12 protein-coding genes are annotated in these 13929 nt (G+C 72.6%); 8 read left to right on the forward strand and 4 right to left on the reverse strand.

Features of this window, described 5'->3' with window-relative positions; all coding sequences use genetic code 11:
- Positions 1-301: 301 nt before the first annotated feature.
- On the reverse strand, positions 302-1540 hold the full coding sequence (locus ACWEKM_RS23495; RefSeq protein ID WP_451623157.1) for a cytochrome P450: 1239 nt from the start codon (positions 1538-1540) through the stop codon (positions 302-304).
- 198 nt (positions 1541-1738) lie between these two features.
- Between ACWEKM_RS23495 and ACWEKM_RS23500 the strand changes: the two genes are divergently transcribed.
- Entirely contained in the window at positions 1739-2953 is a 1215-nt protein-coding gene (locus ACWEKM_RS23500; protein WP_451623196.1) for a cytochrome P450, read from the forward strand.
- 44 nt (positions 2954-2997) lie between these two features.
- Here ACWEKM_RS23500 and ACWEKM_RS23505 read toward each other — a convergent pair whose 3' ends face one another.
- Both ACWEKM_RS23505 and ACWEKM_RS23510 read right to left on the reverse strand, forming a co-directional pair.
- The gene (locus ACWEKM_RS23505) at positions 2998-4005 is read right to left on the reverse strand and encodes a 4'-phosphopantetheinyl transferase family protein (RefSeq protein ID WP_451623158.1); all 1008 of its coding nucleotides are present in this window, start codon (positions 4003-4005) and stop codon (positions 2998-3000) included.
- Positions 4002-5609 (reverse strand): (2,3-dihydroxybenzoyl)adenylate synthase, encoded by a 1608-nt coding sequence (locus tag ACWEKM_RS23510; protein WP_451623159.1) that lies wholly within the window; start codon positions 5607-5609, stop codon positions 4002-4004. The genes ACWEKM_RS23505 and ACWEKM_RS23510 overlap by 4 nt, the downstream gene beginning before the upstream one ends.
- A 148-nt stretch (positions 5610-5757) precedes the next feature.
- Here ACWEKM_RS23510 and ACWEKM_RS23515 point away from each other — a divergent pair, with 148 nt between their 5' ends.
- From ACWEKM_RS23515 to ACWEKM_RS23545, 7 genes are all read left to right on the forward strand, one after another.
- Entirely contained in the window at positions 5758-7422 is a 1665-nt protein-coding gene (locus ACWEKM_RS23515) for an AMP-binding protein (RefSeq protein WP_451623160.1), read from the forward strand.
- 48 nt (positions 7423-7470) lie between these two features.
- Positions 7471-7740, forward strand: coding sequence for an acyl carrier protein (locus ACWEKM_RS23520; RefSeq protein ID WP_451623161.1), 270 nt, complete (start codon positions 7471-7473; stop codon positions 7738-7740).
- A 70-nt stretch (positions 7741-7810) separates the two neighbouring features.
- Positions 7811-8749, forward strand: a complete 939-nt coding sequence (locus ACWEKM_RS23525; RefSeq protein WP_451623162.1) for an ATP-binding cassette domain-containing protein — start codon at positions 7811-7813, stop codon at positions 8747-8749.
- Positions 8746-9564, forward strand: coding sequence for an ABC transporter permease (locus ACWEKM_RS23530; protein WP_451623163.1), 819 nt, complete (start codon positions 8746-8748; stop codon positions 9562-9564). The genes ACWEKM_RS23525 and ACWEKM_RS23530 overlap by 4 nt, the downstream gene beginning before the upstream one ends.
- A complete protein-coding gene (locus ACWEKM_RS23535; RefSeq protein ID WP_451623164.1) occupies positions 9561-10391 on the forward strand; it encodes an ABC transporter permease in 831 nt (276 codons plus the stop codon). Before ACWEKM_RS23530 ends, ACWEKM_RS23535 begins: the two co-directional genes overlap by 4 nt.
- 2 nt (positions 10392-10393) lie before the next feature.
- Positions 10394-11758 carry an NAD(P)/FAD-dependent oxidoreductase gene (locus ACWEKM_RS23540; RefSeq protein WP_451623165.1) on the forward strand — a complete coding sequence of 455 codons (1365 nt, stop codon included), beginning with the start codon at positions 10394-10396 and terminating at the stop codon, positions 11756-11758.
- Between the two features lie 21 nt (positions 11759-11779).
- Positions 11780-12664: an alpha/beta fold hydrolase gene (locus ACWEKM_RS23545; protein ID WP_451623166.1), complete on the forward strand. Its 885-nt coding sequence runs from the start codon at positions 11780-11782 to the stop codon at positions 12662-12664.
- An 82-nt stretch (positions 12665-12746) separates the two neighbouring features.
- Here ACWEKM_RS23545 and ACWEKM_RS23550 read toward each other — a convergent pair whose 3' ends face one another.
- The gene (locus ACWEKM_RS23550; protein ID WP_451623167.1) at positions 12747-13928 is read right to left on the reverse strand and encodes a class I SAM-dependent methyltransferase; all 1182 of its coding nucleotides are present in this window, start codon (positions 13926-13928) and stop codon (positions 12747-12749) included.
- Position 13929 lies beyond the last annotated feature (1 nt).

The following is a 13929-nucleotide window of genomic DNA, read 5'->3' on the forward strand; positions in this document are numbered from 1 at the left end:
CGGCGTTGCCGAAACGCCCTGGTAGCTCCGCTACGAGGGCCTTCCGGCGCCTTGCGATCGCACGCACCAGACGCCGCACGCTGATCGGACTCCCACTCTGTTCGCAGCTCTCAGCCGGGGCGGTCCGGTCCGCACGGGTGCGGTGCGACGTCTTCCGGGCCCGTGCGGGCGTCCTCCGGGGCTGGGCCCGCGCGGGCATGGTGAGGCCACAGGCGCGGCGGTGCGGTCGGAGGTGGCAGGGCACGAAAGCGGACCGGGCCAGGGTGTCGACGCACCCCGCGGCCCGCGGGACGGGCGGGGGTCAGGGTGCGGACGCCACCCGCGGCCGCTCGGCGGGCTCGAACCTCACCGGAATGCTGCGGTAGGCCCGGAAGGTGACGCTGGGCCGCCGCTCCACGACGCCCGCCGCGGTCGGCGTGGTCGGTGCGTGCGCCAGCCACCGCACCACGGCGCGCCCCTCCACCTGGGCCAGTGCCGCGCCCAGGCAGTGGTGCACACCGCCACCGAAACTCACGTGCGGATTGGGGTCGCGGGTGATGTCGAGCCGCCCGGGGTCGGCGAACCGGGCCGGGTCATGGTTGGCGGACCCCAGCAGCAGCACCAGGATGCGGCCCGCGCGCACGGTGCGGCCGTCGATCTCCACTGCCTCCTTCACATAGCGCGCGGTGGCCTGGATCGGCGCGTCGTAACGCAGGAACTCCTCGACGGCCGGGACCGCCAGCTCCGGCCGGTCCCGCAACAGGGCCAACTGCTGCGGGTGTTGCAGCAACGCGGAGAAGATCGTGGAGATCAGGTTGGTGGTGGTCTCGAAGCCCGCGAAGAACAGAAATACCACGTTGTCGACCAGCGTCTCCCGGTCGAAGCCGGGATGCGTGCGCCGGGCGGCCAGCAGATTGCTGATCAGGTCGTCGGCGGGTCGCTTCGCCCGCTCGTCGACCAGCGCCGAGACGTAGTCGCGCAGCCAGGTCACCGCGTCGTGCGCCGCCGTCCGCTCCTGAACGGGCACGTACAGGGCGAACGCCTTGGCCAGCTCCACCGCGTGCGGCCGCACCGCGTCCCGGTCCACGTCCGGAATGCCGATCAGCTCGCAGACCACGGTGACCGGCAAGGGGAAGGCCAGGTCGCCGACCACGTCCAGCACCCCGCCCCGGCCCGCCCGGTCCTGGGCCTCGGCCATCAGCCGGTCCACCTGGGCGGCGACGTACTCCTCCAGCCTGCGCATCAACCCCGGGCTGAACGAACGCTGCATGATGCCCCGCAGGAAGGTGTGCGCGGGTGCGTCCTGGTCCAGCACGATCCGCTTCAGGAACTCGTTCGCGGGCCCCGCCCCGGTGGAGAACTCGTGGTATTCCGGCGGGTAGTCGTGCCCGAGCCGACGGTCCTTGAGCAGCCGGCTGACGTCCTGGTGGTGCGACACCACCCACTGGCCGGCCGCGCCGCGGGCCAGTCGGCCGGCCGCGCGGAGACCGGCGTACACCCGGTACGGGTCCGCGACCACGGCGGGATCGCGGGAGTCGAACCTGACGGGCAGCTCTCGCATGCGGCCGGCACCTCCTGTGGTGTGCGCGTGGTGTCCGGTGAGCCTGACAGCTCGGGAGCGGGGGCGGGGGAACCTGTCGCCAGTCCTTCACCGCCGTCCGGCGCCCCGCACCGGGCTCGCAGACTGGGCGGGCCAGGCAACCACCGGACCCGAGCCGCGCACCCGAGGGTGCCGGGAGGTGACGCAGCGTTGAACACCGTGCTGAACATGCCGCGCTTCCTGCTGGACGACGCGCGCGCCATGCGCGACCCCTACCCGGTCTACCGCCGCCTGCGCGAGTACGGCCCGGTCTGCCGGGGCGGCCCGGGACAGTGGGTCTTCCCGCGGCACGAGGAGGTCTCCGCGCTGCTCCGCGACCCCCGGCTCGGCCGGGAGTTCCCCGAGGAGTACCAGGCGGTGTCGGTGGGCGAGGGGCCGGCCAACGACTACCTGCGGCGCATCGTTGTCGACCGCGACCCGCCCGGCCATACCCGGCTGCGCCGGCTGCTCGTCAAGTCGCTCAGTCCGGCGATGGTGCGCGGGCTGCGCGAGCCCATCGCCCGGCTCGTCGACGGCTTGCTGGACCGGTTCGCCGACGAGCGCCGCTTCGACCTCGTCACCGACCTGGCCGTGCCCGTGCCGATGACGGTGATGAGCGAGCTGCTGGACGTCCCCCGCCCCGACCGGGCCGACATCGCCCGCCTCTCCACCTCGCTCGCCCAGGCATTCGCGGTGTTCATCCCGCCGGAGAAGCAGCGCGAGGCGCACGGGGCCGTGGTCGAGCTGCGCGACTACATGGCCCAGCTGGTCCGCGAGCGCAGGCGCCGCCCCGGCGAGGACCTGCTGTCGCGGATGCTCGCCGCGGTCAAGGACGGCGAGGAGCCGCTGACCGACGAGGAGATCATCGACAACGCGCTGTTCGTCTACTACGCGGGCTTCGAGACGACCACCAACGCCATCGCCACCGGCGGCGACCTCTTCGTGCGGCAGCCGCACACTCAGCGGCAGTTGCGGGAGGACCCGGGCATCGTCGGCAGCGCGCTGGAGGAGTTCATGCGCTACGACGCGCCCATCCACGCCACTACCCGGATAGCCCTGGAGCCGATCGAGATCGCAGGACTGACGGTCCGCAAAGGACGCGTGGTGGTGCTGCTGCTCGCCTCCGCCAACCACGACGAGCGGGTGTTCCACGACCCGGACCGGGCCGACCTGACCAGGTCGCCCAACCCGCACCTGAGTTTCGGCGGGGGAGTGCATCACTGCCTCGGCGCGGCGCTGGCCAGGATGGAAGGGGCGGTGGTCTTCGAGCGGCTGGTCGCCCGGTTCGCGGACATCGAGTCGGCGGGCGAGGGCGAGTGGGAGCCCAGCGCGGGCGGCTTCCGCTTTCCCTACTGGGCCCACCGCAGTGTGCCGGTGGCGGTGCGGCCCGTCTGAGCGTCTCTGACTGGCTCAGTGATCCTCAGCGTTGCTCCGGGATGTCAACCAATTGTTTTCCCGCCCTGGTGCTGAACGGCGCGAGCCGTCAGCCCTCGTGGCGCGTCCCTCCGGACGCTGGTCGGTGGGGTCTCACGAATCCCACCGAGGAGGGTGCCCGATGTCGCCTGGGCGCCGGGCGTGCACGTGACGCTCTGCCGCAGGGTTGCTACGGATCGCTGATCGGATTGGTGAGCCTGGCGTGGCAGGGTGTCCGCGGGTGCGGCGATCGCGGTCACGACGAGGTCTGTGCTGGCGGCCCACTGTCCGGGCAGGGTTGGGAAGCCGGTGGCGACGGGGTCGAAGGCGGCGTTCGTCCGGCGGGCCCGGCGGGCACCGCCCGAGATCGGCCGCACCGTGAACGTGCCCTGACCACGGCCGGGTTCGAGGACGACCTCGGCGTCGTCGAAGCCCAGCCAGCATCCCGTCGCGGGATACCAGACCTTGTAGTACGCCTCCTTGGCGCTGAAGAGGACCCGGCACCACGGCACGTCGGGCCAGGCCGCGCCCAACTCGGCGAGGTGGGCCCGCTCGGCCGCCGAGGTCACCTGCGCCAGCACCCGGGAGGGCAGCGGCGCGCACGGCTCGGCGTCGATGCCCAAACCGTCGGCGTCCCGGGACCGCGCCACCGCCGCCGCCCGGTAACCCCGGCAGTGCGTCAGGGAGCCGACCGTCCCGGCCGGCCACTGGGGCGCCCCGTCGGTGCCGCGCACCAGTGCGGCGGGCGGGACGCCCAGCTCGGCCAGGCAGGCGCGCGCCACCCGCCGGACGGTGGCGTACTCCGCGCGGCGGGCGGGCAGCACGTCGGCCACCTGCCGCCGTTCCGCCTCGAAGAGCGCGGGGCCGGTCAGCTCCCAGGTGCTCTCCAGGGCCGCCGCATACGCGGGCAGCAGCGTCCGGATCACACCGGAGACGGCAGTCGTACGGGCGGTGCCGGGGGCTCCCGTCGTACGGGCCGTACCGGAGTGCGCCGCCTCACCGGCCGCGCCGGAGGACGCCGTCCCACGGGTCAACCGGCTGCCGCCGTCGCCCGCAGCGCCACCTTGTCGATCTTGCCGACCGGGGTGCGCGGCAGCACCGGCAGCTCGCGCACCCCATCGGGCAGCTTGAACGCGGCCAGCCCCTGGCCCGCCAGATACCGCTTGATCTCCCTCAGCGAAGGCGCCTGCCCCGGCCCCCCGCTCGGGACCACGAACGCGAGGACGGACTCGCCGAGTTCGGCGTCCGGCCGGGCCACCACCGCGGCGTCGTCGATGGCCTCGTGGCCGCGCAGGTGCCCCTCGATCTCGTCGGCCGACACCTTCTCGCCACCCCGGTTGATCACGTCCTTGGCACGGCCGACGACCACCAGGTTGCCCTCGGGGGTGAGCCTGGCCAGATCACCGGTGCGGAAGAAGCCATCGGGGGTGAACGAGGTGCGGTTCGCCTCCGGCGCGTTCCAGTAGCCGTTGATCGTGTACGGGCCGCGGGTCACCAGCTCGCCCACAGCGCCCGTCGGAACCTCGCGCAACTCCTCGTCGACAAGGCGTAGTTCGTCGAACTCGGACAGGGGGCGGCCCTCGGTTGTGTGCACCACTTCTTCCGGGTCGTCCAGGCGTGTGTACGTGAGCAGGCCCTCGCCGATGCCGAACCAGTTCGTGATGCGGCAGCCGAGCGCGGACTGGGTGCGCCCGGCGGCCTGCTCGTCGAACTTGGAGCTGCCCACCTGGAGGAGGACCCCCTTCATGTCCACCGGCCGCTTCGCGGCGACCTTGGACCACAGCGCCGCGAGGGCGGGCACCACGGTGGTATGGGTGACGCCCTCCCGCTCGATCAGCGGGAACACCTCGTCGGGGGAGGGGCTCGCGGCCAGTACCGCCTTGCCGCCCACCAGCAGCGCGCCGAGCACTCCCGGGCATCCCAGGGCGGCGTTGTGCGCCGCGGGGTTCGCCGCCAGGTACACGCTCTCCGCGCCGAACTCCAGGGCCTGTGCGCAGGCGGAGATGTTGAAGAGGTAGTCGTCGTGCGTCCGGGGTATCAGCTTGGGCTTGCCGGTGCTACCGCCGCTGAGCAGCAGGAACGCCACAGCTGACGGATCGACCTCGGGCAGCGGCCCGCCGTCGGCGCCCTGGGCGCGGACCCGGGACAACGGAGTGAGGTCCTCGCTGTCGCCCGCCACGATCACCGTACGGACGCCGGGGAGGGACGCGGCATGCCTGGCGAGGGCGCGGTAGTCGAAGCCCTGGAAACGGCCGACGGTCACGTAACCGACCGCCCCGGAAGCCTCGATCAGGTGCCGTACCTCGCTCTCCCGGTGTCCCGGCAGCGCGAACACCGGGATGACGCCGGCCCGGAACAGTCCCACCGTGACGGTGAGGAACTCGACGACGTTCGGCAGCTGGACCATGACCCGGTCCCCGGGGTTCACGCCCCGGGCGAGCAGACCGCGCGCGAGGTCGTCGGCCTCGGCGCGCACCTCGCCGTGCGTGATGCGGCGCTTGCGGTCCACGGCCGCGGTTCGGTCGGGGAAGGCTCGTGCCGTCTCTGTCAGCGCGTCGCCCAGCGGCACCCCCCGCCAGATCCCGGCGGCCCGGTAGCGGTCGGCGTCCTCGTCGCGCCACGGCGTGAACTCATCCATGACAGCCAGTGTTCCGGCCCGCCGGGCCGGACCGGCCGGGACGAACAGAGCCGTGAAAGAGACGAAGGGCGCCACCGCGATCGCTCCTATCGTCACCAGCGTCGCCGACGAGATCCCGGCCCCGGGACGCCCTGCCTAGGAGTGATGGATGAGTCGCCCCCGTACGCTGAGCTGGCTCGACGCACCTCGCGACGACAGCGGTGTGGAGATGTTCGACGAGGCATCCCACACCTACCGGCCCTACACCGAACTCGCCGCTGCGGCACTACGGATCGCGGGCGGGCTGATCGCGCAGGGCGTACCCCGCGGGACGGTCGTGCCGCTGCTGTGCTCGACCGGACCCGACCTCGTCGCCGCCTTCTACGGGGTGCAGGCCGCCGGATGCGTGGTGAGCGTGCTGGCGCCCCCCACCCGGATGTCGGGCGAGGCCGCCCGCGCCCACGTCCGCGCCGTCGTCGCCGCGGTGGACGCCGGCACCGTGGTGGTCGACGCCGCCCACCACGACTACGCCGTGGACGTCCTCGCCGAGACCGGGCCGGGTACCCGCGTCCTGCTCCTGGAGGAACTCGTCGCGGGCGACCCCGGCCGACGGGACCCCGCCGAACAGGCCCTCGTCCAGTTCACCTCGGGCAGCTCGGGCCGCCCACGCGGAGTGCGGATCAGCCACGCCGCACTCGACGCCAACACCGCCGCGATCCGCGCCTGGGAGCGTGCGGGGCGCGACGACTCCTGGTGCTCCTGGCTGCCGATGCACCACGACATGGGGCTCATCGGCTGCCTGGTGGTGCCCGTCTCCGGCAACAACCGGCTGGCGGTGTGCAGGCCCGAGACCTTTCTGCGCCATCCGCTGTCGTACGTCACCCGTTTCGACGCCAACCGGGTCGAGCGGCCCGCCACGATCACCGCCACCCCGGCTTTCGGCCTGCAGCGCATCGTGGACAAGGTCGGCCACGCCGACCTGGAGGGCGCCGATCTCTCCCGCACCCGGGCGGTGATCGTCGGGGCCGAACGCATCGACCCCGCACTGGTGACCCGTTTCACGGAGCTGATGCGCCCGCACGGCCTGTCCCCGCACACCCTCACCCCCGCCTACGGGCTGGCCGAGAGCACCCTCGCCGTCACCGGAGTGCCCGTCGAGGAGGTCCCGCGCGCCGTCCTCGTGCACCGGGACGACCTGCGGGTCGGAGCGAAGGTGAGCCTCGCGGCCGGGCTCGCGGACCGGGCGACGGTCCAGGTGATGAGCTGCGGCCGCGCACTGGACGGCCTGACGGTACGGGTCGTCGGCGAGGACGGAGAGCCGCTGCCCGAGGGCCACGTCGGCGAACTGGCCCTCTCCGGCTCCTCGTTGGCCGACGGCTACCTCGCGGACGGCTCCGCCGAGGGCACCGCCTTCGTGGACGGGCGGCTCCTCACCCGCGACATCGCCTTCCAACTGGCGGGTGAGTTCTATGTGCTGGGCAGGCTCGGCGACAGCGTCAAGGTCCACGCCCGCTCGCTCTTCGCCGAGGACGTCGAGCTGATGCTCGGCAGAGCCGGACTCAACCCGGGCAGGGTCTGCGTCGTGCTCGGCGAGGCGGACGGACGCCCGCACGCCGTGGCCGTGCTGGAGGGACTCGACACCCGGGCCGCCGAGGTGGCGGAGGACGTGCTCGCCGCAGTCTGCCCCGGCACCCGCCGGCACGTGGCCCGGGTGCCCCGCGGCGCGATCCCCCGTACCAGCAGCGGCAAGAGCCGCCGCCGTCAGCTGTGGCAGCGCCTCAGCCAGGAGCACGTCTTCGACGCGGTGCCCGCCGCGGCCGACGGCCCCGCCTGACCGGCCCCTGCACCCCACTGCCCGACCGGCCCCAGAACAGGAGACCACATGTCCTACTCCAGTGAAGAGGTGCGCGAGACCGTGCTCGCGATCATCGAGCAACTCGCCCCCGAGCGGGAGCGGTTCGAGGCGGGCAAAGACATGCGTCTGGTCGAGGACCTGGGGTTCCACTCCCTGGCCCTGCTGGAGATGGCGTTCGCGATCGAGGACGACTTCGATCTGCCGCCGATCGACGAGCAGACCGGACGTGCCATCCAGACCACCGAACAGGTGCTCAGCTACGTCCTGAGCCAGGTCGACATCCGGACGCCGTCGTGATCGCCACCACCGACCCGAGCACGACCACGTCATGAAGGAATGCACGTCATGAAGGAATGAAGGAGCCACGATGACCGAGGCGATCTTCCTCTCGGACCTCACCAAGCGATTCGGCGAGCAGACCGCACTCGACCGGGTGTCGCTGCGGATACCGGCCGGAACCGTGGTGGGCCTGCTCGGCCCCAACGGAGCGGGCAAGACCACCCTCATCAACTGCCTGACCACGCTGTTGCAGCCCGACGGCGGCACCATCCGCGTCCTGGGCCACGACCCCGGGACCGACCCGTCCCTGGTGCGCGCCAACATCGCCGTCACCGGGCAGTTCGCCGCCCTCGACGAACAGATCAGCCCGCGCGAGAACCTGGTGTTCTTCGGCCGGCTCCTCGGCCTCGGCAGGGGCGAGGCCCAGCAGCGGGCGGGGGAGATGCTGGAGCGGTTCGAGCTGGGCGAAGCGGCGTACACCCCCGTCGGATACCTCTCCGGCGGCATGCGCCGCCGCCTCGACCTCGCGGTGAGCCTGGTGGTCCCGCGGCCGGTGCTGGTGCTGGACGAACCGACCACCGGCCTCGACCCGCGCAGCCGCAAACTCCTGTGGGACATGGTCAGGGCCGAGGCCGCACGGGGCGTCGCCGTCCTGCTCACCACGCAGTACTTGGAGGAGGCCGACCAGCTCGCCGACCGCATCGTCGTCATCGACAAGGGCCGGGTCCTCGCGGACGGCTCCTCGGACGAGCTCAAGCTCGACGTGGGCGGCCTCATGTGCCGCCTCACCCTGACCGGCGCCGCCGACACCGCAGCGGCCCGTCAGGCCCTCGGCGACCTCCCCGGCGTGACGGCCGAGGGCGACAAGGTCGCCGTGCCCGTGGCGCGCCCCGAGGACGTCGGCGCGGTACTCGGCCGGCTGGACGGCAAGGGGCTGCGGATCGCCGACATCGAGGTGACCAAGCCGACGCTCGACGAGGTCTTCTTCGCCCTCACCGAGCCGATGGAGAAGGAGGACGCCCGATGAGCACCACGCCCGACGTCGCGGCGGCGCCCGGCGCCCCGGCGCCCCCGGGCCGCCCGGCCGGCTGGCAGCACGACTTCCAGGTGCTCTTCGACCGGTTGCGGATGCGCTCGTTCTCCCGGGGCGGCCTGGTGGCCACCGTGGTGCAACCGCTGCTCTTCTTCGCCATCTTCTACTGCACCTTCGCCGGAATGCTGGACGAGCGGGGCATCGAGTTCGGCCGCTTCGTCACTCCCACCGTCCTGGTCCAGGCCCTGATGTTCGTGGCCATCGGGAGCGCCACCGACCTGGCCGCCGACCGCTCCAGCCGCGTCTTCTCCCGCCTGCTGACCAGCCCGGTCGACATGCGCGCGATGAGCCTGGCGCATCTGGCCGTGGTGGCGCTGCAAGGTCTCCTGTCCAGCGTCGCCATCGTGCTCGCCGGGCATCTGGCGGGCTTCCGCTTCGGCCACGGAGCGCTCGCCGCACTGGGCTTCGTGGTGTTCGCCGTGGCGTTCACCGTGGCCCTGTCGCTGGCCACGGCCACCATCGCGCTGCGCCTGCGCAACCTGGAGGCGCTCAGCGCGGTGCTCCACCTGCCGTATCTGCCGCTGCTGGTGCTCTCCACCGGCTTCGTCGAGGCGGACCTCTTCCCCGGCTGGCTCCGGCCGGTCGTCACCGCCTCCCCGGTGTCCGGAGTGATCGACGCGCTGCGCGCCCTGTCGACCACCGAACTCACCTGGGGCGCGACGCTGCCCGGCCTCGCGTGGGTGGTGGGTCTCCTCGCCCTCTTCTCCTGGACCACGACCGTCGCCTTCAGGAAGGTGGCCATCCGATGACCATGCAGTCGTCGGGGACGGCAGCACCGCCGGTGCCGCCGTCCTCCTCGCCCGACCCGGCCACTCTGGCCAAAGCCTCCGTCGTCATCGCCGGACGGGTGCTCCGCCAGTTCGTCCGAAACCGGATGATGATCATCGTCACCATCGCCTTTCCGCTGCTTCAGCTCTTCATGCTGCTGGCCGCCTTCAACGTGCTGGTGCGCGACACCCAGGACGTCGACTACGTGCGGCGGCTCGCCCCGCTGATCGTGCTCACCACGGCGTTCTCCTCGGTCCTCACCACGGCGATCGCCCTGTGGAGCGACATCCGCAGCGGGGTGTTCAACCGGCTGCGGGCGATGCCGCTGGACATGCGGGCGTACGTCCTCGGGCGGATCGGCGGCGACTTCGTACGGATCATGGGGGTGGCCGTCCTGGTCACGCTCGTCGCCCACACGGTCGGCTTCCGGTTCTCCCGGGGGCCACTGGCGGTACTCGGCTTCTTCGGGATCGTGGCGCTGTTCGGGATGATGTGCAGCGCGCTGGCCGTCGCCGTCGCCCTGATCGCCCAGCACCCCGGCATCATCGTGCGCTATGTGCAGATGCCCACGCTCGTCCTGACGCTGATGTCCAGCGGTTACGTACCGCTGGAGGCGTTCCCGGGCTGGATCCGACCGGTGGTGAGCGTCAACCCCGTCTCGCTGGCGGCCGACGCCCTGGCCGGACTCTCCCACCAGGGCGCGCTGACCGCACCGGTGCTCGGGACCGCCGCCTGGACCGTGGGCGTCACGGCGGTGTGCACGGCCGTCGCCACGCGCCGCTTCGCGATGCTCGTGAAGCGCGGCTGATCGTGGCCGACATCGTCGTACTGGGCGGGGGAGTTGCCGGTCTCGGACTCGCGGCCTTCGCCGCCCGCCGCGGACACCGGGTGACACTCGTCGAACGGGACGGCCCGCCCCCCGAGGGCGGGGCCCACACCGAGGTGGCCGGCTGGGAGCGGCGCGGAGTTCCGCACGCCCGCCAGGGGCACGCCCTGCTGGGCCTTGGCATCGGGGTGCTGCGCGAGGAGTGCCCCGAAGTGCTGGCGGAGCTGACCGGCCGCGGTGCGGTCGCCGTGCCCCTGGAGACGGGCGGCGACGATCTCGGCCTGCTCAGCCGCCGGCTGGTCTTCGAGGCCGTGCTGCGCCGCCGTGCTGCCGCCGACCCCTCGGTCACGCTGCTGCACGACAGGGTCACCGGCCTGCTGAGCGCCGGGACGCCGCACGGTGGTCCCCATGTGCACGGGGTGCGCCTCGCGGGCGGCGGCGACCTGGCCGCAGACGTGGTGCTGGACGCCACCGGCCGCAGGTCCTCGGTGGCCGCCTGGCTCACCGCGATCGGTGGCGCCCCGCCCCGGGAGACGGTCCAGTCGTGCGGGTTCTCCTACATCGCCCAGGAGTTCGCGCTGAACCCGGGCGGCCGGTTCCCGTCCTTGCGGGCCCCGGTGGTGCACGAACTCGACTTCGCCACCGTGCTGGCCTTCCCCGGCGACAACGGCCGCTTCCACCTGTCGACCACCATCTCTTCCCACGACCCCGTACGGACCCGGCTGCTGGAACGCCCGGTCTACCTGCGGTTCCTGGCCGGCGTGGCTCGGGTGCGCGACTGGCTCGACGGGGCGACGCCGGTCGGCGACCCGATGCCGATGGCCGGTCTGGAGAACCGCCGCCGGTCACTGGTCGCGGACGGAGCCCCGCTGGTCACCGGTTACGCGCTGGTGGGCGACGCCTGCGTACAGACCAACCCCACCTTCGGACGCGGCGTGTCCCTCGCCCTGGCGCACGCCAGGACCGTCGCCGACCAGCTCGGCCGCCTCGACCAGGACCCGCCGGGCTGGGCCGTGGAGACTCACGAGGCCACCGAACAGTGTCTGGGGCTGTGGTTCGAGCAGCAGGTCGCCACCGACGCCGCCCGGCTCGCCGAACTCGCGGGCGGAGCGCACGACGACTCACTGACCGCCCGCGTCCTCACCGCCCTCGCCGTCCTGCGCGAGGAGGACGCGCATGTGCGCGTCGCCGCCGAGCGCGTCTACCACATGCTGCTCACCCCGGCCGAGCTGATGCGGGACCGCAAGGTGGCCCGCCGGGTGCTCGCGTTCCTGCGCGAGCACCCCGATCTCCGGCGCGACCGCGTCGGACCCAACCGTCAGGACTTCGAGCGGCTGGTCAGCGGCTGAGCGCCCACAGAAGGGAACACCATGAACGTCACCCTGCCCACGGACGTCACGCTGAGCTACGACATCTACGGCCCCGAGGACGGCCCCGTGGTCGTACTCGTGCCCGGACAGCACCAGGCATCCCTGTTCGAGACCATGCAGGTGCCGCAGCTGACGAAGGCCGGATACCGCGTCGTCACCTTCGACCTGCGCGGTGTGCACCCCTCGGAGGAGACCCCTCCGCCGTACACGGTGGAACTGCTCGGGCAGGACCTGGCCGCACTCAACGAGGCGCTGGAGCTGGGCCCTTGTACCTACATCGGCTACTCGGTGGGCGCGATGATCCTGCTGGAACTGGCGATGAAGCGCCCCGAGCTGATCGAGCGCGCCGCGCTCATCGGGGTCCCGTGGAAGCCCGGCAAGCTGCAACAGGCCATTCAGGCCGAGGCGGTGGACCGGCTCAAGAACGGGCACAAGGTGCCGGCCCTGCTGGAGGGAGCCTTCCGGGCGATGTACCTGTTCGGGCCGCGGGCGCTCAACCGCGACCAGTTCATCGCGCCCTACCTGGACGGGCTGGCGGGCCTCGCGGAGTCGGGCGGGCACGGCGCCATCGGGCACGCCGAGGCGAGCACCGCCTTCCGGCCCAGCGACGAGGAAGTGGCCGCGGTGCGGGTGCCGTTGCTCGTCGTGGGCATGGAGCACGACATCGTCGCGCCCCGGCACCTGTCGCGGGAGCTGGCGGACCTGATCCCCACCGCCGAGTACACCGAGATACGCAATTGCGGGCACGCCTCCCTGCTGGAGAAGCCCACCGAGGTCAATGCGCTGGTCGCCGACTACCTGCGCTCGGGCAAGGTCGGCACCCCGCGCGGCTCGCGCCGGCTCTCCGCGGACCGTACGGAAGAGAGCGGTACGGAAGTGAGCTGACAGCCCCCGCAACGCGACGGCTCCCGGCCTCCGCGAGAGGCCGGGAGCCGTTGTCGTACCGCCCTGCGGTCGGGCTTCCGCCCTACGGTCGGGCCGTGAGCCGGTACAGCCGGTGGAACGGGTGCCCCACGTCGATCACCCGGGTGTCCAGGCCCGCCTCGGCGGCGTACCCGCGCACGGTGTCCGGCCGCATCACCGTGCCCGTGGCCGCGCTCGGCGTCCGGCTCATCCCGACCGGCAGACAGTGCAGCACGCTGACCGCGTAGTGGAAGCGCTCGCTGTCCGGCGCCGCCGGGGTGAACCGCTCGCCGACGGACGGCTCCATCAGCAGCACCGCACCCCCGGGCGCCAGCAGCCGACGGCAGGCCCGGAGCACGTCCACCGGCGCCGACATGTCGTGCAGGGCGTCGAACACGCACACCAGGGTGTGTCCCGCCGACCCGGCTCCCCCGGCCTCACCGGCGTCCCCGGCGCGGAAGCGGACCCGGTCGCTCAGCCCCTCCGCGGGATCGGCGGCGGCGAGGTTCGCCTCGGCGTCCCTGATCGACGCCTCGTCCAGGTCGAGCCCGTGCACCTCGGCGTCGGGGAACATCCGGGCCAGTGCCAGCGTGGAGAGGCCGGAACCGCACGCCACGTCGGCGATGCTGCTCCCCGGCACCCGCAGCCGGGCGTCGATGTCGGGCAGGTGGCGGCTGATCCAGCCGGGAAGGTGGTGCTCGAAGACACCGCGGTTCAGGCCCGCCTGCCCCCCGCGCAGGGCCTCGCCGTAGGCCGCGTACGGAAGGCCCCGGTGACCGCGGTAGGCGTCCACCAGCTTCGGCAGCACGGCCGCCATGCCGCCGATGGGCATCACGACCAGCGGGGCGATCCAGTTCGGGCTGTCGGCGTCGAGCAGCGCTTCCGCGTGGGCGGGCGGCAGCGTGAAACGCCGGGTCCTTGGCTGCGCGTCGGGTGCGTCGACGGTCAGCACACCGGCACAGGTCTGCTGTTCCAGCCACTCCCGTACCATCCGGGCGTCGAGGTCGCTCTCCTTCGCCACCTGTGCGGCCGTGGCGGGGCCGGTGCGGCGCAGGGCTTCGTACAGGCCCAGTTCCAGGCCCAGGTAACAGGTCATCAGTTCGGCCGAGGCCAGCCCGGCGCCGAAGAACCGCAGGGAGAACGCCTGCGTGGAGTCCGCCGCGGGCCCGGCCGGCTTCCCCCGCCGGGCGGGCGGCGCGCCGAGTCCGGGACGGGCGGGGGAGGGGTTGCGGAAGGCGGGAGCCATG

This window comes from Streptomyces sp. NPDC004752 (assembly GCF_053601275.1).